The organism is Erwinia sp. Leaf53 (genome assembly GCF_001422605.1).
In the GTDB taxonomy this organism is placed as follows: Bacteria; Pseudomonadota; Gammaproteobacteria; order Enterobacterales; family Enterobacteriaceae; genus Erwinia.
In genome coordinates this window covers 391660-410551 of sequence record NZ_LMLK01000003.1, presented here as the reverse complement: position 1 = coordinate 410551, position 18892 = coordinate 391660, and the positions used below count along the sequence as shown (strand labels likewise).

Genomic DNA, 18892 nt, shown 5'->3' with positions numbered 1-18892 from the left:
CACTGGCGCTGGAGAACTGCGCAGAGATACCAACGGGCCGGGTCTGGCATTTTGACCCGAGGCGGTTTATCGCACATTTCAGGAAATGTGGATGGCTGGAGTGTGAGGTGATTGAGAGAATAATGACGTCGACTACAAGTGTCAGGCGCGAAGATGAAATCAAAAAAATAAAACATAAGTCGGAAGAATATCTTTTTTCAATAAATGTAGTCATGAGAAAGTACAACATTACCGGCTTCAACAGAGCAAGCCATTTCCTGGGGCAGGGGGCTGTCGAGTCAGGTTATTTATGCTCTATGCAGGAAAACAGTCAGATACAGCTTACAAAAAATGGGAGGCACTTTGGTGGAGATACCATAGATGACTCTAAAAAAAATGAATCAAATGAACTCGGTCACTGGTATGGTGCGATAGCTTCCGAAATGGATGTCTATTTCTCTGGTGATAAATATAATCGAAGCGGGGGTTTTATAGCCAGTTCCTACAGCTGGCGCAATGGTAACTGCGGAGATGTGGATGCGCAGAAGTTTCGCGGGCGTGGGTTTAAAATGCTTACCGGGCTGGATACCTACTCCAGCTACTGGGTATACCGAGGATGGTTATCAAAAAGCAGTTTTGATTCCTCATGGTGGACAGATCCTCAGTACCGGAGAAAAAACATTCACGGGATGGTTAAAAGGCCCCCTCAGATAGATGATCCACAAAAAGTGACGGAAAACCCCTATAACTGCATTGATACCGGTGCGTTTTATATCGTGTGCTTCAAAAATAAAACATTAAAAGTGATGGATTCTGATCAAGTTACGTCGCGGGATGATAACGACGTTGTTGATAGTGTTACCAGAGCAATTAATGGAGGTGCCATTGGTATTAAAGACAGAAAAAAAACCACCAAGACTGCTAAGGAGATTCTCAGTGATGAAGTGTAAATCGTTACTTTCCACTCTGCTTTTTATATCCTACTCTGCCAGTGCTAATAATGTCATTCATTATAGTAATTTCATGATGTATATGGATAAAAAAGAACGCTCCATCATCCATGTTGTTAATGATAACGGGAGGGGGGATTTCTTATGTAAAATAAAAAACTGGGAAGACAGATTTAATACCGGAGGGTATATAGATATTACCAACGATGAAAAAGGGTTGCTTATCTACCCAACTAATAAATACTTGTCAATCGATGAGCTTATTCGATGTTCTGAAGATGGTATAGAACTTCATAAAATACCGCAGTCTGATGATAAGCTGGATACCATTGTCGATATAAATTTCGATAAAAGACTGGTTCTGTTAGTTGCACTGAATGATGTAAGGGTTTTATCGTATACAGCTATAGTTTCGAACTTTGGCAGTAATAAAAACTTACTATCAGGCCCGGGTTTTTTTAGTGGAAAAAATAGCGATATTCCTTTTGGTGTAGGCGATAACCAGTATGGTGGTAAAATTTCATTAGATGGCAAGTATGTTTCTCCTGTTTATCTCAGTTGTTTTGTAGATTCATTTCCCGGACTCTGGGATATCAGGAAAAACAAAAGGGTAGTCTTTGATGCTTCACTCGGAGACGATGAGATTAAGAATAGATGTCAGAAGCTATTCGACGGTAAAGCCACGCTTGAAGAATTAGGTGGGAAACTTATTCGTCCCAAAAAGTAGCCTGTTTTTTTAAACCGGCGTGATGTGGTGTACCGATCTTTGATGCAGGGGAAATGTCATTTTAATGCTTTAACGTGACAGCAAAAATCTGCTGAACCTCGGTCAGGTGGTGGTCAGTGAAAGGCACAAGTGTGGTAAGGGTTTGAGCTGCGCAGCCACAGTCGGGGCGCGATACGTGCAGAGAAGGCGCTGCTGGCGCGCAAAGAGATCGGCATTATCAGCACGGAAGATGAAATAAAAATCATCGCGAGAAAGAGAATCACGCTGAACGGCGGCGGAAGCTACATCAATATCTTTTCCTTGGCAACTACCTTTTCGTAAGAAGGATAAGCCAGTTCTCCCTGAGCAGATAGCTGCCCCTCATGTTGTTATCGTTAACAGCTTTGAGTGATTTTTAGTCAATAAAAAAGAGAGATAAAAATGGAGCTGGCATCTCTTACCATAAAAAAAGCAGCCCTTAACAGGCTGCTTTTTTAAACGTTTTGGTCGGCACGGAGAGATTCGAACTCTCGACCCCCGCCACCCCATGACGGTGCGCTACCAGGCTGCGCTACGTGCCGAAATCTGCCCCTCATATTACTCAACCGTTCTGCGAAATCAAGGGGCTAAATCGTTGACTGGCTTATATTTAGTCAGTCAGTTGGCGATAAAGCGCTTTTCGTCCGTTAACACCTGCAGCAGCAGGGTCAGCTGCGGCTTATGGTCTTTTAACGGTTCGCCGGCGCGGTTCCACGCCGCATAGCCGCCGTTGTTGTCCAGCAGCAGGGTTTCCTGCGGCGTGGTCACCACCAGCTGGTGGCCGTTGCTGCTGGCCACCCAGTCGTGGCGGCGGCGCGCGGCGAACAGGTCTTCACCCTGGCTGTAGTCGGACACCGCGGTATTCACGTGCAGCAGGCGCTGCATCAGCGTGGCCATAATATCCTGATGCTCGGTCAGCCGGGTGACGGTCTGCGCCGGAGTATCCGGCCAGTGCACCACCAGCGGCACCTGCCGGGTGGCGCGGTTGCCCGGGTTGGCTTCGCCGTCCAGCACCACGCCGTGGCGGGCGGTGATCACCACCACGGTATTGGCCAGCAGGCCCTTCTGTTCCAGGGTGGTCAGCACCGCCTGAATCTGCTGATCGACAGCCGTCGCCCCGCGCGCGTAGCGGCGCTCCTGCTGCTTATCGTTCTCTGCTCCCTCCGGTGTGGAGAAGGAGAGATAAGAGAACCACGGCGCGCTGTTTTTCGCCTGGCCTTCCAGCCAGTTCTGCCACTGGCGGGTGGTATCCGCATTAGGCTGCGCGCCGCCGGCCGGCAGCGAGAAGTCGGTCAGCAGCGCCTGACGATACAGCGGCGAGGTAAAGCCGTCGCTGGCAAACAGGCCAAACTGGTAGCCCTGGTGGCCGAGCGCGCTGACCAGCGTTGACGACATGCGCGTCGAGAGTACGCCGTCCATATAGCTGGGGGAGATGCCGTAGAACAAGCCGAACAGCCCGGCGTCATCGTTGCTGCCGGAGCTGAAGTGCTGGCTGAAACGCACGTTGTTTTCGGCAAAGCGCGTCAGGTTCGGCAGCGCGCTGGCCATGGTGGCGTCGTTCAGGCCATCAACGGTGATCAGCAGCAGGTTGTTGCCGCTGCCCTTGTCGCTGTAGGTGATCTCGCTGAGCGGGTAGGCCACCGACAGCGCTTCCGGATTACCCTGCTGCACCAGCCGGCGCTGATACTCCTGCGCGTCCAGCAGGCCGTGTTTTTCGAGGAACCGGCGGGCGGTCATCGGGTACGACAGCGGCAGGTTAGAACGCTGCATGGTAATCGGGCGGTAGAAGTTGGCGTCCGCCCAGATATACATCAGGTGGCTGGCAAAGAAGGCGGTGATAAACACCCCGGCCAGCGGCTTGCCGAAGCTGCGGCGGTTGAGGCTGCGCAGCTTCTGCCAGCTCCAGGTGGCAAACAGCATCTCCACCAGGAAGATCACCGGCACGCTGATAAACATCAGCTGCCAGTCGCGTGCCAGCTCGCTCTGGTCGGGGTTGACCACCAGCTCCCACACCACCGGGTTAAGGTGCAGGTGGAAGCGCTCAAACACCGCGCTGTCGACCAGCAGCAGCGTCAGCCCAGCGGTGGCAAAAATCGCCGACAGGAAGCGCAGCAGCCGCTGTGACATCACCACAAAGGTCAGCGGGAAGATAACCAGCAGATAGGCGGCAAAGACGATAAAGCTGAAATGGCCGATCCAGCTGGTGAACGCATAGATGCGCCCGGCCAGCGAGGCCGGCCAGTCGGCAACAAACAGATAGCGGCTGCCGAGAATAAAGGCAACGATGATGTTAAACAGGGCGAACCAGTGCCCCCAGCCGATCATCTGGGAGACTTTTTCACGGTAGCGCTGCTTGTTTGTTACCATATCAGGATCAGCGTCGTCTTATCAGTGGGCTTTATCGTCACGCACCGAGGACTTAAGCGCCTCGGCAAACGAGTTGGCCAGGGTTTGGCGTAGCGCAGGCGCAACGCTGGTGTTGATCAGGTTAGTGACCATGTTTCCCAGCACCATCAGGGAAAGATCGGTAGGGGTCTGGTCTTTCTCCAGTACCTGTACCATTTCTGCGAGGAGTTGTTCCACGCGTTCGTCGCTGTAACGGGATGATTGTGGCATAGCGTCAATTTTACTAAGAAGGAAAAGGCGGTATCTTAGCGTAACAGCGGGTTTTTTTCTGCTTTTTTATCGTCAGCGACAGGTAATGTTGTGGTGGTTGATTGTAATCGCGCGGGATGGTTGAATACGCGCCCTTGCCTACAGGAGAGTTTCCCATGAGTGTCGATATCGACCAGATTGCCCTTCATCAGCTGATCAAACGCGATGAACAGACCCTTGAACTGGTGCTGCGCGACACGCTGCTGCCGTCCACCGCCGCCGTCAGCGAGATGATGGACGAGCTGCACCGGGTCTACAGCGCCAAGAGCAAAGCCTACGGCCTGTTTAATGAAGAGAGCGAGCTGGCCGATGCGCTGCGCAACTGCCGTAAGGGCGAGGACGATTTTCTCGCCTTCAGCCGCGCCGCCAGCGCCCGCCTGCGCGATGAGCTGGGGAAATACCCGTTTGCCGAAGGCGGCGTGGTGCTGTTTGGCCACTACCGCTATCTGGCGGTGGAGTACCTGCTGATTGCGGTGCTGAGCAGCCAGAACAGCATGCGCGTCAACGAAGAGCTGGACATCAGCAGCACCGCCTATCTGGATATCAGCCATGCCGATATCGTGGCGCGCGTCGATCTCACCGAGTGGGAAACCAATCCGCAGTCGACCCGTTATCTGACCTTCCTGCGCGGCCGCGTCGGGCGCAAGGTGGCCGATTTCTTTATGGATTTCCTCGGGGCCAGCGTCGGGCTGGATACCAAAGCGCAGAACCGCGGCCTGCTGCAGGCGGTCGATGACTACTGCGCCGAGGTCAGCCTGGATAAGAACGAGCGGCAGAACTACCGTCAGCAGGTCCACAGCTACTGTAACGAGCAGCTGAAGGCGGGGGAGGAGATCGAACTGCAGGGGCTGTCCGACGAGCTGCCGCCGTGGGGGGAGAAGAGCTTCCAGACCTTTACCGCCGAGCAGGGCTACGAGCTGGAGGAGACTTTCCCCGCCGATCGCAGCACCCTGCGCCAGCTGACCAAATTTGCCGGCAGCGGCGGCGGGCTGACGCTGAACTTTGACGCGATGCTGTTAGGCGAGCGTATCTTCTGGGACCCGGCCACCGATACCCTGACCATCAAAGGCACGCCGCCGAACCTGCGCGACCAGCTGCAGCGCCGCTCCAGCGGTAAATAATCTGCCTTATCCGCTCAGGCCGTGCCGAACAGGTGCGCGGTCTGAGCGGCGCTGAACGGTAAGCCAGTGAGCAGCCGGCAAAAAAAAACGCCGCAGAGCGGCGTTTCTTTTACATCAGTTTCGGTCAGGCGATTAAGCGCGAACGAAGTCGATGTGGTGCAGTTTTGGCTTGAACGGGTGACGCTGAACAGCCTGCACTTTTACTTTAACTTCTTTGCCATCAACAACCAGAGTCAGCACTTCTTCGTAGAAACCTGGCTTAGCCTGGGTGTTCATTACGGAGTCGTGGTCCAGTTCGATAGCAACAGCTGCTTCGTTACCGCCGTAGATGATAGCCGGGAACTTGTTAGCAACACGCAGACGGCGGCTCGCACCCTTACCCTGCTCTTTACGTACTTCAGCATTGATAGTGAACATTTTAAAATCTCTTTAAGTTTTGTTCCTGCTAAAGGCGACCCATCAGCAGGTTGATTGTTCAACTTTCGCCGGGAAATCCCGGTAAAAGCGGGCGGCATTATAGCCGCATAGCCGCGAGATAACAACCGCAAAGCCGCCTTAATACCCTGTACTGACGGGATATCTGCGGCGCGGTGGGTGAGGGTTGCCTGTTGCTGCGCTCACTGGCTGACATCACGCCGGTCGCTTTAACGCAACTCATTCGCACGGCGATAGCGCCCCTGATAGTCGAACACCTTTTCGCGCACCTGCCAGAAGTGGCGCTGTTTGCGCGCCACCACAAAGTCCGGGTGGCGCAGCAGGGGTTGCAGGGCGACGATATCCGCCGCCGTCTGCCAGCCGAGCGGTACCCCCGGCGCGCGCTGGTGCGGACGCAGAAACAGCTGTTCGAAGGCGGTACGCTGCGCCGGGCTTTTCAGCCGGAAGCGTTCGCTGACCTCGGTGGCCTCTTCGTCAAAGTAGCGCGCCTTCAGCCACTCGCCGTGCTCGTCGCGTCCGGCTTCAAGCTGCATCGCCGCACAGCGCAGCACCAGCGCGTCCTTCAGCTTCAGCGCCGCCTTCAGCATATCGTCCGGGTCAACCAGCACCGCGTCGCACTCGCGACAGCGGCGGGCGGCGATGTCGTTCTCCGCGTTGCAGTGCGGGCAGTTTTTGAAACGGAAGCGGTAGTCGCACTGTTCGCGGTGGCCGTCATCATCCTCCAGCACTCCCTGACAGCGGCGGCCGAAGTGCTCAATAATCGTACCGTCTGTGGTGGTTTTGCCCCAGAAGGTGTTGGCGAAACCGCAGCCGGGGCAGAACACCTGCACCGGCTGGTTGTCGCTTTTGCCCTTGGGCGCGCCGACCTCCGGGGTAAACAGGTCGTGCGGATTGCCGGCGTAGTCGAGGATCAGGCAGTCCTGTTTGCCGGGGCTTAAGCGCAGGCCGCGGCCGACGATCTGCTGATAGAGGCTGACCGACTCGGTAGGGCGCAGGATAGCGATCAGGTCGACGTGCGGCGCGTCAAAGCCGGTGGTCAGCACCGCCACGTTGACCAGGTAGCGCAGCTCGCGCGCCTTAAAGGCGCTAATCAGCGCATCGCGCTCCGGCCCCGGAGTTCCTGCGCTGATCAGCGCTTTACTCTCCGGCAGCAGGCCGAGCACCTCGCGGGCGTGCTCCACGGTGGCGGCGAAGATCATCACCCCCTGGCGCTGCTGGGCGAATTCGACGATCTGCGCAATGATGTGCGGCGTGATGCGCTGCTGCTGCTTCAGCTCGCGGTTGAGGTCGGCTTCGCTGAACAGGCCGTTCTCCTGCGCCTGCAGGCGGCTGAAGTCGTACTGCACCACCGGCATATCCAGCCGCTCCGGCGGTACCAGGAAGCCGTGTTTAATCATATAGCGCAGCGGCAGCTCGTAGATGCAGTCGCGGAACAGCGCCAGCTCGCTGCCGCGCACCATGCCGTGATAGTGAAACTGGTAGATCCAGCCTTTACCCAGCCGGTAGGGGGTGGCGGTCAGCCCCAGCAGGCGCAGCTGCGGGTTGCGCGCTCTGAGATGGCCGAGGATCTGCTGGTACTGGCTGTCGTCGGCGTCGCTGATGCGGTGGCACTCGTCGACGATCAGCAGTGAAAATTCGGCGTCAAACGCGGCCAGGTTGCGCGCCACCGACTGCACGCTGCCAAACACCACTTTCGCCTGGCTCTCTTTGCGCTGCAGGCCGGCGGCGAAAATATCCGCCTGCAGGCCGTAGGCCTGATATTTCGCGTGGTTCTGCGCCACCAGCTCTTTGACGTGGGCCAGCACCAGCACCCGGCCGCGCGCCACGCGGGCCAGCTCGGCGATCACCAGGCTTTTACCGGCCCCGGTAGGCAGCACGATGACCGCCGGCTCGGCCGAGCGGCGGAAGTAGGCGATGGTGGCATCCACCGCCTCCTGTTGATAGGGGCGTAACGTAAAAGACATGAACACTCAATTTGCGCAGGTTTGGCCTATTATGCCACGAATCCACACAGAGGGCAGGTTACCCCCTGTGCCTGAGCGGCGAGTCAGGCTATACTGTTGTTTCCCCGGATAAGCAGAACGCTTACACCTCATCAGACGATATTCGTCCGGTTCAGATTCCAATAACAGGCAGTGCAGAGTTAATGCGACTTGATAAATTTATTTCCCAGCAGCTGGAAGTCAGCCGCGCTATCGCCGCGCGACTGATCCGCGCCAGCAGCGTCACCATTGACGGTGAAGTGGTACGCGACAGCGCGTTTAAAGTACCTGCAGACAGTGAAGTAGCCTATGACGGCAATCCGCTGCAGCAGCAGCACGGCCCGCGCTACTTTATGCTGAACAAGCCGGTGGGCTACGTCTGCTCCACCGACGACCCGGACCACCCGACGGTGCTCTATTTCCTGCATGAACCCACCGCGTACAAGCTGCACGCGGCCGGACGGCTGGATATCGACACCACCGGGCTGGTGCTGATGACCGATGACGGCCAGTGGTCGCACCGCATCACCTCGCCGCGCCACGAATGTGAAAAAACCTATCTGGTGACGCTGGAGCAGCCGCTGTCCGACGACACCGAACGCCAGTTTGCCGAAGGCGTGCAGCTGCATAACGAAAAAACGCTTACCCGACCGGCCAGCCTTGAACAGGTCAGCGACCACGTGGTGCGGCTGACCATCAGCGAAGGGCGCTATCACCAGGTGAAACGCATGTTCGCCGCGGTGGGGAACCGGGTGGTGGAGCTGCACCGCGAGCGCATTGGCGCGATTGCGCTGGATGCCTCCCTGCAGGAGGGCGAATACCGTGCGCTGACGGCAGACGAGATCGCCAGCGTCGGGTTGCCTCGCTGATGAAAGAGACGCTGCCGGAGCCGGCAAAAAACTCGTCGGTGGGGCTGGTGGTGATCCTCGGCCTGCTGGCGATGCTGATGCCGCTGTCGATCGATATGTACCTGCCGGCGCTGCCGCAGATCGCCCGCGAGTATGGCGTGTCGGCGGGCAGCGTGCAGATGACGCTCAACGCCTATATCCTCGGTTTTGCCCTCGGGCAGCTGATTTACGGTCCGCTGGCCGACAGCTTTGGCCGCAAGCCGGTGATCGCCGCCGGCACGCTGATCTTTGCGCTGGCGGCGGCGGCCTGTGCGCTCTCCAACAGCATCGAGCAGCTGATTAACATGCGCTTTCTGCACGGCCTGTCGGCCGCGGCGGGCAGCGTGGTGATCAGCGCGCTGATGCGCGACAGCTACTCGAAAGAGGAGTTTTCGCGCATGATGTCGTTCGTGATGCTGGTGACCACCGTCGCCCCGCTGCTGGCGCCGATCGTCGGCGGCTGGCTGCTGCTGCTGTGGAGCTGGCACGCGATTTTCTGGACCATCTCGGCGGCGGCGGTGGTGACCACGCTGCTGGTGGTGACCCAGATCAAAGAGACGCTGCCCAGAGAGCGGCGGCAGCGCTTCAGCCTGCGCACCACGCTGGGCAACTTTCTGACGCTGTTCCGCAACCGGCGGGTGTTCAGCTATATGCTGGCCAGCGGCTGTTCGTTTGCCGGGCTGTTCTCGTTTCTCAACGCCGGGCCGTTCGTCTACATCGAGCTGAACCATATTTCCCCGCAGGATTTCGGCTACTACTTCGCGCTGAACGTGGTGTTCCTGTTCCTGATGACGCTGCTGAACAGCCGCTGCGTGCGCCGCTTTGGCCCGCTGGTGATGTTCCGCTTTGGTCTGCTGGTGCAGTTCTCGATGGCGCTGTGGCTGGTGGTGGTCTGCGCGCTTGATCTCGGTTTCCTGGCGCTGGTGTTTGGCGTGGCGATGTTTATCGGCTGCGTGGCGATGGTGTCGTCTAACGCCATGGCGGTGATCCTCGACGAGTTTCCGCATATCGCCGGCACCGCGTCATCGCTGGCGGGCACCCTGCGCTTTGGCGTCGGCGCGCTGGCCGGTGCGCTGCTGTCGACTCTCTCCTTTACCAGCGCCTGGCCGATGGTCGGGGCGATCTTTATCTGCGCCACGCTGTCGGTGCTGCTGTTTAGCTGGGCCTCCCGCCCGGCGGCGCGCGCCGCGTAATCAGACGCCGTGGCCAGCGTGGCCCTGGCGTTTGTTGATTTTTTGTAAAAATCAAACCCGCTAAAAGTAACAAAATATGGCGAAAACGGTTGTCATCGGGCGAGAGTCGCGGTATTTATAACGAATAAATGAGAGGCAGCTCTCAAAAAAAAACCGCGAAACGCACCATCCATGCCGTAAGAAATCTCCTTCAACATTTAATTCCAATTAAAATCAGAAGGTTGGCTTGATTCCGGTAACGGATGATTTACCTTGTAAAATATTTGTGAAATTATTGTTGAAAATCACTCTGGGGAACGCCGCTTGAATACGCTGGAACATTCTGTGGTACATCGTTTACCGCAAAGCTACCGCTGGTGTGCCGGTGCGCAGGGAAAATGCGTGGTGGCCCAGGCGTGTAACCGGCCGCCGGAAGACGCCGACCTGATCGGCCTGCGCCTGCTCAGCCATCAGGGGGCCTCCGCCTGGGATATTATGCAGTCGATTCAGCAGGCGCTGGCCGGCATCGAGCTGGAGTGCGCGGTGGTCGAGTGGGAAGGGGAGCCGTGCCTGTTTGTCTGCCGCCAGGATGAGTGCACCACCACCTGCCGGCTGAAAAACTTCGGCGTCGGCATCGCCGAGCCTTATACCCACTGACCTGCGCAGCTTAACCTCCCCGTTGCCGTCCTCTTTCGTTTACCTGCCGCTGAACCTGACGTTGTTCCGGCATCGACGCTGCTGCTTAACGGGCACCGGGCCTGACGTTATTTCGCCATCGACGCGTATGCTTAACGGGCACCGGGCCTGACGTTGTTCCGCCATCGACGCTGACGCTCAACCGGCACCGGGTCTGGCCCGCACCTCAGGCCAGCGCCAGCAGCTGTCGGGTATACTCTTCACGCGGCGCGCTGAACACGCTCTCGCTTTCGCCCTGTTCCACCACCTCGCCCTGACGCAGCACCACCACCTGATGACACAGCGCCCGCACCACCTGCAGATCGTGGCTGATAAACAGGTAGGCCAGCCCGTGCTCAAGCTGCAGGCGCGTCAGCAGGCTGAGGATCTGCTTCTGCACCGAACGGTCGAGGGAGGAGGTCGGCTCATCCAGAATGATCAGCCGGGGCTTCAGCACCAGCGCGCGGGCGATGGCGATGCGCTGGCGCTGGCCGCCGGAGAACTCCGCCGGGTAGCGCTGGCGGGTCTCAGGATCCAGCCCCACCTCCTGCATCACCGCCACCACCCGCGCGTCGCGCGCTGCCGCGTCCAGCTCCGGGTGATGCACCCGCAGCCCTTCGGCGATAATCTGCTGTACGTTGAGGCGCGGGTTGAGCGCCGAGTTCGGATCCTGGAACACCACCTGGATCTGCGGGCGCACCGGCAGCATCTGCCGGCGGCTCCACTGGTGCAGCGGCTGGTTATCAAACCAGATTTCGCCTTTTGAGGCGATCAGCCGCAGCAGCGCCAGGCCGGTGGTGCTTTTACCGGAGCCGGATTCGCCGACCAGGCCGAGGCTCTCGCCGGGGCGCAGGCTGAAGCTCAGCGACTTCAGCGCATGGTGGTAACCCACCGTGCGGCGCATCAGCCCTTTTTTCAGCGGGAAGGCGACCTGCAGGTCGCTGACCCGCAGCAGCGGCGCGACGCCGGCGGCCACCGGCTGCGGGCGGCCCTGCGGCTCGGCGTTGAGCAGCTGCTGGGTGTAAGGATGCTGCGGGTTGCTGAATAACGCGGCGGTGCCGTTGACCTCCACCGCCCTGCCTTCGCGCATCACCGTGACGTTATCGGCCAGCTTCTTAACGATGTTCAGGTTATGGGTGATAAACAGCAGCCCCATATTCATCTCCTGCTTCAGCTCGTGCAGCAGGCTGATAATCTGCGCCTGCACCGTGACGTCCAGCGCGGTGGTCGGCTCATCGGCGATCAGCAGCTGCGGGCGGGTCAGCAGCGCCATGGCGATCATCACGCGCTGGCGCTCGCCGCCGGAGAGCTGGTGCGGGAAGTCGTTCAGCCGGCCGGCGGCGTTGCGGATGCCGACCCGGTCAAGGCAGCTAAGCATTTCGGCGCGCGCCGCCTGGCTGCGCATGCCGCGGTGCAGCGACAGCACCTCATACAGCTGCTTTTCGATGCTGTGCAGCGGGTTGAGCGATACCATCGGCTCCTGGAAGATCATCGCCATGCGGTTGCCGCGCAGGCCGCGCATCGTCCGTTCGTCGGCCTGCAGCACGCTCTGGCCGTCAAACAGGATCTCGCCCTGCGGGTAGACCACCGGCGGCGTCGGCAGCAGGCGCATCACCGACAGCGCGGTGACGCTTTTGCCGGAACCGGACTCGCCGACCAGCGCCAGCGTCTCGCCGGCCTCCAGCGACAGCGACATGCCCTCGACCACCACCCGCTGCTGGCCGCCCTGGCGGAACGCAATGCTTAAGTCTTTAACAGAGAGAAGTGCCATATCAGACCGCCTTGCTTGGGTCGAAGGCGTCGCGCACGGCTTCACCAATAAAGATTAACAGCGACAGCAGGATCGCCAGCGAGAAGAAGGCGGTCAGGCCGAGCCACGGCGCCTGCAGGTTGTTTTTGCCCTGCAGCAGCAGCTCCCCCAGCGACGGCGAACCGAGCGGCAGGCCGAAGCCGAGGAAGTCCAGCGAGGTGAGGGTGGTGATCGAACCGCAGAGAATAAACGGCAGGTAGGTCAGGGTGGCGACCATCGCGTTGGGCAGCATATGGCGCGACATTATGCCCCAGTCGCTGACCCCCATCGCCTGCGCGGCGCGGATATAGTCGAAGTTGCGGGTGCGCAGAAACTCGGCGCGCACCACCCCGACCAGGCTCATCCAGCCGAACAGCACGGTGATCGCCAGCAGCCACCAGAAGCCGGGCTGGATCACGCTGGAGAGCAGGATAATCAGGAACAGCGTCGGCATGCCGGACCAGACTTCTATAATCCGCTGCCCCCACAGGTCGACCCTGCCGCCAAAGTAGCCCTGCACCGCGCCGGCGACGATGCCGATGACGCTGGAAAACAGCGTCAGCATCAGGCCGAACAGCAGCGAAATGCGCGTGCCGTAGAGGATGCGCGACAGCACGTCGCCGCCGTTGGCGTCGGTGCCCAGCCAGTTCTGCGCCGACGGCGGCGACGGGAACGGCTGGGTGGTGGCGAAGTTGATGGTGTCGTCGCCGAAGCGGATCGGTGCCCACAGCGCCCAGCCGTTGCTGGCCAGCCGCGCCTGCAGCCACGGGTCCTGGTAGTCGGCCGGCGTCGGCAGCTCGCCGCCGAAGTCGGTTTCGTTATAGTTGACCAGCAGCGGGAAGTAAGTGCGGTCCTGGTAGTGGACGATCAGCGGCTTGTCGTTAGCCAGCAGCTCAGCAAAGAGGCAGAGGATAAACAGCACGGCGAAGATCCACAGCGACCAGTAGCCGCGGCGGTTATGGCGGAATCGCGCCCAGCGCGCCTGGTTAATCGGGTTTAAGCGGCTCATCAGCGTCCCTCAAAATCAATGCGCGGATCGACCAGCGTGTAGGTGATATCGCTGACGATGTTCAGCAGCAGGCCAATCAGGGTGAAGATATACAGGGTGCCGAACATCACCGGGTAGTCGCGCTGAATGGTGGCGTCGTAGCCCAGCAGGCCGAGGCCGTTGAGCGAGAACATCACCTCGATCAGCAGCGAGCCGGTAAAGAACATGCTGATAAAGGTGGCCGGAAAGCCGGCGATCACCAGCAGCATGGCGTTGCGGAACACGTGACGATAGAGGATTTTGTTCTCATCCAGCCCTTTGGCGCGGGCGGTGACCACGTACTGTTTGCGGATCTCATCCATAAACGAGTTTTTAGTCAGCATGGTCAGGGTGGCGAAGCCGCCGATCACCGTCGCCAGCACCGGCAGGCTGATGTGCCACAGGTAGTCGGTGACTTTGCCGTACCACGGCAGGCTGTCAAACTGCGGCGATACCAGCCCGCGCAGCGGGAACCAGTCGAGGTAGCTGCCGCCGGCGAACAGCACGATCAGCATGATGCCGAACAGGAATGAAGGAATGGCGTAGCCGATAATGATCAGCGTGCTGCTCCAGGTATCAAAGGCGCTGCCGTTGCGCACCGCCTTCTTAATTCCCAGCGGGATCGACACCAGGTAGATAATCAGCGTGCTCCATAAACCGAGCGTTACCGACACCGGCAGGCTCTCTTTAATCAGCGCAATCACCGAGCTGCTGCGGAACAGGCTGTCGCCAAAGTCAAAGCGCATATAGTTCCACAGCATGGTGAAGTAGCGCTCGTGCAGCGGTTTATCGAAGCCGTAGCGGTGGGTGATCTCGGCGATCACTTCCGGGTCCAGCCCGCGTGAGCCGCGGTACTGGCCTTCGCCTGGGCTGCTGCTGAGCGTGCTGCGCCCGTGGGCGCTGCCTTCTCCGGCCGCCCCCGGCAGGCCGGTGGTCTGGCCGAACTGGATATTCGCAATCGCCTGATCCACCGGGCCACCCGGCGCTATCTGTACGATAAAAAAGTTAATGGTGATGATCGCCCACAGGGTGGGAATAATCAGCAGCAAACGGCGGACAATGTATGCACCCAAGGTCTGGCTCCTTAACGACGCTGCGCCGGCAGGCGGGCGGCTTTGTTGACATCGTACCACCAGTTATCAAAGCCCAGCGAGTAGGTGGGGCGGGTGGCGGGCATCGAGAATTTGTTCCAGTACGCGTAACGGTTATTGGCGCTGTACCACATCGGGATCATGTAGTAATTCCACAGCAGTACGCGATCCAGCACCCGGCCGAGCGGCAGCAGCGCCTGTTCATCGCCCTGATGCTGCACGATCTGTTCGACCAGGTTATCGATCAGCGGGCTGCTGACCCCCGGCCGGTTGTACGAGGAGTCGATATACTGGCTGGCCCAGCTGATCTGCAGGTTGGTATCGGGGAAGGCATACGCCTGATAGGGCGACGGCAGCATATCGAAATCGCGGCTGCGCAGGCGGGCCAGATACTGCGAGCTGTCCACCTGGCGCACGTTAAGGGTGATGCCGATCCGCGCCAGATTATGCTTAAACGGCAGCACCCACTGATCGTTGCCGCCGCTGCGCAGCAGCAGCTCAAAGCTGAACGGCTGGCCGCTTTTCACGTTGACCAGCTGCTGATTTTTCAGCTCCCAGCCCGCCTGTTTCAGCAGCGTCAGCGCCTGCAGCAGCTTGCCGCGGTCGTAGCCGCTGCCGTTGGATACCGGCGGCTGGTAGATCTGGTCGATCACCTCCTGCGGATACTGCCCTTTCAGCGGGGCGAGGATCGCAAGCTCTCTGGCATCCGGGTAGCCCCGGGCGGCATAGTCGGTATTCTGGAAGTAGCTGTCGACACGCTGATAGGCGTTATAAAACAGCGCTTTGTTCATCCACTCAAAGTCAAAAAGCAGCGACAGCGCTTCGCGCACCCGGCGGTCGGAAAATTGAGGTTTCTGCACATTGAACGCCAGCCACTGGGTGGCGGTGGCGACGGTATTCGGCACCTGTTGTTTAACAATGTAACCCTGGTCGAAGTTGCTGCCGCGATACTGGGTAGCCCATTTTTTGGCTGACCCTTCGGTACGGAAATCAAATGCTCCGGCCTTAAAGGCTTCGAAGGCGACGTTATCATCCAGATAGTAGTCGTAGCGGATAGTGTCGAAGTTGTAGCGCCCTTTGTTGACCGGCAGATCGGCCGCCCAGTAATCTTTCACCCGTGAATAGGTAATCGACTGACCCACTTTATAGGCGGTGATGCGGTAAGGGCCGCTGGCCAGCGGCGGGTGGGGCAGGGGATCGCTCAGCTTACGGCTCTGCCAGTACGCTTTCGGAAACACCGGCGAGGAGAGCAGCGAGATCATCCTGTCACGATCCGACTGCGGCAGATCAAAGCGCACCGTCAGCCGTGAAATGGCTTTGGCCGTCACCCCTTTGTAATACACCCGGTACTGCGGCACGCCCTGGGTCATAAACATATTGAAGGTAAAGGCCGCGTCTTCTGCGATGATCGGCGTGCCGTCCTGGAAGCGGGCCCTGGGGTTAATGCTGACTTCGACCCAACGATAGTTGTCCGGGTAGCGGGCGAACTCCGCGACCAGCGGGTAGAGGCTGCCCGGCTCATCATCGGAAGAGGTAAACAGCGGATCGTACATCGACTCGGTGTCGGCACCCGGGCTGCCGCGCATGGCATAGCGGTTAAAGTTGTCGTAGGTGCCAATGGCCGACAGCGTAATGCTGCCGCCTTTTGGCGCGGCGGGGTTGGCGTAGTCGTAATGGCTGAAGCCGGCGGCATATTTCGGCGTGCCCTGCTGGGCGAAGCTGTAGCTCTCGGTAATCTTTTCTGCCTGAACAGCGGCCGCAGACAGGCTGAACAGAGCAAAGGCAACAAGACGCGCAATCATAGGCCTGCGGGCTCCTCGGAATTAAACGTTAATAGTAAAGGTAATCAGGCGGCTTTAACAGTTCCCGTCAGCCGTTGCGCACGCTGCCCCGGCTGGCCGTGCGGCGTTCTGGTAGTACGCCACCAGCAGCGGCACTTTGCACGGGCGGCTGAACAGGTAGCCCTGCATATGGGTGACGCCGCGGTTGATCAGCCACAGCGCCTGCTCGGCGGTCTCGACGCCTTCCGCCACCGTATTCAGGTTAAGCTTTTTCGCCAGCGCCAGCACCGTATCCAGCACCGGGGTATTGACGGTTTCCATACCGATGCTCTGCACAAAGCCGCGGTCGATCTTCAGGTAGTCGAACTGGAATTTTTCAAGGTAGATCAGCGCGCTGTGGCCGGTGCCGAAGTCATCGATGGCGATGCGGATCTGCTGCTGTCGCATCCACTCGAAGTTATCGTCCGCCTCTTTACCCGACATCATCGCCCGCTCGGTAATTTCAAATATCGGTACGAAATGTCCCTCCGGCATCGCCGCCAGCCAGCGGTTTACGTCGTGGCGGAAGGTCGGGTGGCTGAGATGCAGCGGTGACAGGTTAACGCCCAGCCGGGTGCCGACCGGCAAGGTGTCGCGCAGCTGGTGAGCGTCGCGGGCGATCAGGCTGAACAGGTGGCGGGTCAGCGGCACGATCAGGTTCTGCCCTTCGGCATAGCTGATAAAGGCATCCGGCGGGATGCGCCCCTCGGTGGGGTGGGTCCAGCGCATCAGCGCCTCAACGCCATAGGGCTGGCCGGTCTGTGCGTCAACCACCGGCTGGTACTCAACGTGGAACTCGCCGCGCTTGATGCCGAGCAGGATCTCTTTGCCCGGCCGCAGGCGCAGCATTAACAGCAGGTAGCAGGCGCAGCCGATCACCACGCCAATCAGCAGGCCGCTTAGCAGGATCAGATGGATTTCGCGCTGCGGCATGCTGTCACCGTACAGGTAGAGCGTTAGCGGATAGCCGGGCACCGCTACCGTGCGCAGCGGATGGTCGGGCAGGGCGCTGCGGTCGATCACCCGCTCATTCCAGGTGGTCAGCGCCTGGCCTCCGGCGGCGATGGCCATGCCGCTGATCTCCTGCTGACGTGAGGTCAGCAGCAGGTAGGGGGTCAGATCGATATTCAGCGTGGTGAAGATGCCGCTGTCGGCACGGCTGTTGTTGGCCAGCCACAGCACCAGCGCCGGCTGTTTGCGCACCATCGGCGTGCCGGCGATCAGGCGAATGTCGCGGCTCTGGCTGGCGTCGGTAAACGGCGAAATTTGATGGATGGAGAGCGACATCGGCCCGGTGGCGGAGGAGCAGAAGGCGATATCGTTTTTCACCAGCAGGATAGCGCGAATATTGGCGGCAAACGCCGCGCGCTGCGTCAGGTCTGCGCGCACCTGTTCGCAGCTGACCAGCGTGGCGGCCTGCAGCGGTTCCAGCGTGCTTTGCAGGTCGCTGAACACGTTGCTGAGGTAGCGTTGTGTATAGACGGCCAGCCGGTCATGGCTGGCGGCATGACGCTTCATGCTCAGGGTGAGGCTGATACTGATAAACAACAGAAAAAAAATCAATCCCGCGCTGGCACTCAAAAAGATGATTCTGCGCGGATGGCTGACGTGCCGCGAGAAGGTTTTTGCTAGTGGCATGGAAGTTCTCTCGTTTAGCCGTTTTTTTATTATTTATCAATGCAAACTGCGTTCTCTGGTGAGGGAGCAGAATATAACGGTTGGGCGGCTGCTGTCTCTATCTTCTTCTAATTATTGGAACTTTTAGCTGTTTTTCAGGCAATAAAAAACGCCGCAAGCGGCGTTTTTTTACTCTCGTTTTCGCGGACCTCAGGGAAGGTCAGCCCTGCGTTCGGCTGATCACCCGGCGCGCGTCGCGGTAACGGTTTTTCCAGTAGGATTCATTCAGGCTGGAAATGGTAACGCCGCTGCTGGTAGAGGCGTGAACAAAGTTATCATTACCGATATAGATGCCCACGTGGCGACCGGTAGAGCCGGCGCGGAACATCACTAAGTCACCCGGGCGCAGCTTGGTGCGCTGAATGCTCTTACCGCTGTCTTCCTGCTCGTAGGTTGAGCGCGGCAGTTCCAGACCAAACTGCTCACGGAAGGTGTTCTGCACGAAGGCAGAGCAGTCAACGCCGCGTTTGTTGGTGCCGCCAAGACGGTAGCGCACGCCTTTCCAGTCGGCGTACTGCTCCATCAGACGGGACTTCACGTCCACGTTTTGCACCATCTGTTCGAATTCATCCTGAGACGCTTGCAGTAAAAAACCACTCTGGTCCTTAACTGCATGAGTATCAGTTTGTACTTGGTGTCCGCTGTTCGAACTGCATGCTGACATCAGTGTCGCCAGGGCGACGGCGGGGATGGCCCGCAGGATATATCTCAGGAAAGGTTGAGACTTGACCATTGTTCGTGTAATCCCTTGAGGTCCTTAACGACGGCGTCGTTAGTTAAAATACGAAACGAAACGAGAGTAATTAGCGCCGTGCGGTAAGACAATTCCGGAAAGCTTAAAATGTGGCACTGTGCACAGTTTAAAATGTAAAATTCCTGAAATATTC

Annotated in this window: 15 protein-coding genes, 1 tRNA gene and 2 pseudogenes; 7 read left to right on the top strand and 11 right to left on the bottom strand. The window is 58.7% G+C overall.

Features of this window, described 5'->3' with window-relative positions; genetic code table 11:
- From ASF13_RS05640 to ASF13_RS24890, 3 genes and pseudogenes are all read left to right on the top strand, one after another.
- Positions 1 to 929: pseudogene (locus ASF13_RS05640) on the top strand (M23 family peptidase); the annotation flags it as partial.
- An 82-nt stretch (positions 930 to 1011) separates the two neighbouring features.
- A complete protein-coding gene (locus tag ASF13_RS24640; RefSeq protein WP_162237179.1) occupies positions 1012 to 1656 on the top strand; it encodes a hypothetical protein in 645 nt (214 codons plus the stop codon).
- A gap of 186 nt (positions 1657 to 1842) precedes the next feature.
- Positions 1843 to 1950: pseudogene (locus ASF13_RS24890) on the top strand (DUF2345 domain-containing protein); the annotation flags it as partial.
- Positions 1951 to 2139: 189 nt separating this feature from the next.
- Here the strand turns inward: ASF13_RS24890 and ASF13_RS05630 are convergent.
- From ASF13_RS05630 to ASF13_RS05620, 3 genes are all read right to left on the bottom strand, one after another.
- A tRNA-Pro gene (locus ASF13_RS05630) sits at positions 2140 to 2216 on the bottom strand.
- A 76-nt stretch (positions 2217 to 2292) separates the two neighbouring features.
- The gene (yejM, locus tag ASF13_RS05625; RefSeq protein ID WP_056233444.1) at positions 2293 to 4041 is read right to left on the bottom strand and encodes an LPS biosynthesis-modulating metalloenzyme YejM; all 1749 of its coding nucleotides are present in this window, start codon (positions 4039 to 4041) and stop codon (positions 2293 to 2295) included.
- Positions 4042 to 4062: 21 nt separating this feature from the next.
- Entirely contained in the window at positions 4063 to 4290 is a 228-nt protein-coding gene (locus ASF13_RS05620) for a YejL family protein (protein WP_056233442.1), read from the bottom strand.
- Positions 4291 to 4445: 155 nt separating this feature from the next.
- Here ASF13_RS05620 and yejK point away from each other — a divergent pair, with 155 nt between their 5' ends.
- Positions 4446 to 5450 carry a nucleoid-associated protein YejK gene (yejK, locus tag ASF13_RS05615; protein ID WP_056233439.1) on the top strand — a complete coding sequence of 335 codons (1005 nt, stop codon included), beginning with the start codon at positions 4446 to 4448 and terminating at the stop codon, positions 5448 to 5450.
- Between the two features lie 132 nt (positions 5451 to 5582).
- Here the strand turns inward: yejK and rplY are convergent, their stop codons facing one another.
- Together rplY and ASF13_RS05605 are read right to left on the bottom strand one after the other, a co-directional pair.
- Positions 5583 to 5867, bottom strand: a complete 285-nt coding sequence (gene rplY / locus ASF13_RS05610; protein WP_056233438.1) for a 50S ribosomal protein L25 — start codon at positions 5865 to 5867, stop codon at positions 5583 to 5585.
- 227 nt (positions 5868 to 6094) lie between these two features.
- Positions 6095 to 7849 carry a DEAD/DEAH box helicase gene (locus tag ASF13_RS05605; protein ID WP_056233435.1) on the bottom strand — a complete coding sequence of 585 codons (1755 nt, stop codon included), beginning with the start codon at positions 7847 to 7849 and terminating at the stop codon, positions 6095 to 6097.
- Positions 7850 to 8031: 182 nt separating this feature from the next.
- Here ASF13_RS05605 and rsuA point away from each other — a divergent pair, with 182 nt between their 5' ends.
- The 3 genes from rsuA to ASF13_RS05590 all read left to right on the top strand — a co-directional run bounded on the left by rsuA (position 8032) and on the right by ASF13_RS05590 (position 10583).
- Positions 8032 to 8736 (top strand): 16S rRNA pseudouridine(516) synthase RsuA, encoded by a 705-nt coding sequence (gene rsuA / locus ASF13_RS05600; protein WP_056233433.1) that lies wholly within the window; start codon positions 8032 to 8034, stop codon positions 8734 to 8736.
- Entirely contained in the window at positions 8736 to 9947 is a 1212-nt protein-coding gene (locus tag ASF13_RS05595; RefSeq protein WP_056233431.1) for a Bcr/CflA family multidrug efflux MFS transporter, read from the top strand. The genes rsuA and ASF13_RS05595 overlap by 1 nt, the downstream gene beginning before the upstream one ends.
- A 303-nt stretch (positions 9948 to 10250) precedes the next feature.
- Positions 10251 to 10583, top strand: coding sequence for a YejG family protein (locus tag ASF13_RS05590; RefSeq protein WP_056233429.1), 333 nt, complete (start codon positions 10251 to 10253; stop codon positions 10581 to 10583).
- Between the two features lie 205 nt (positions 10584 to 10788).
- On the opposite strand, the gene yejF is transcribed toward ASF13_RS05590, so the two are convergent.
- The 6 genes from yejF to mepS form a co-directional block, all read right to left on the bottom strand.
- The gene (yejF, locus tag ASF13_RS05585) at positions 10789 to 12372 is read right to left on the bottom strand and encodes a microcin C ABC transporter ATP-binding protein YejF (RefSeq protein ID WP_056233427.1); all 1584 of its coding nucleotides are present in this window, start codon (positions 12370 to 12372) and stop codon (positions 10789 to 10791) included.
- A 1-nt stretch (position 12373) separates the two neighbouring features.
- A complete protein-coding gene (locus tag ASF13_RS05580) occupies positions 12374 to 13399 on the bottom strand; it encodes a microcin C ABC transporter permease (protein WP_056233425.1) in 1026 nt (341 codons plus the stop codon).
- A complete protein-coding gene (locus tag ASF13_RS05575) occupies positions 13399 to 14490 on the bottom strand; it encodes a microcin C ABC transporter permease YejB (RefSeq protein WP_056233423.1) in 1092 nt (363 codons plus the stop codon). The genes ASF13_RS05580 and ASF13_RS05575 overlap by 1 nt, the downstream gene beginning before the upstream one ends.
- An 11-nt stretch (positions 14491 to 14501) precedes the next feature.
- Entirely contained in the window at positions 14502 to 16310 is a 1809-nt protein-coding gene (locus ASF13_RS05570) for an extracellular solute-binding protein (protein ID WP_056233421.1), read from the bottom strand.
- A 54-nt stretch (positions 16311 to 16364) separates the two neighbouring features.
- A complete protein-coding gene (locus ASF13_RS05565) occupies positions 16365 to 17966 on the bottom strand; it encodes a cyclic di-GMP phosphodiesterase (protein WP_056233419.1) in 1602 nt (533 codons plus the stop codon).
- 199 nt (positions 17967 to 18165) lie between these two features.
- The gene (gene mepS, locus ASF13_RS05560; RefSeq protein ID WP_072166294.1) at positions 18166 to 18738 is read right to left on the bottom strand and encodes a bifunctional murein DD-endopeptidase/murein LD-carboxypeptidase; all 573 of its coding nucleotides are present in this window, start codon (positions 18736 to 18738) and stop codon (positions 18166 to 18168) included.
- Positions 18739 to 18892 lie beyond the last annotated feature (154 nt).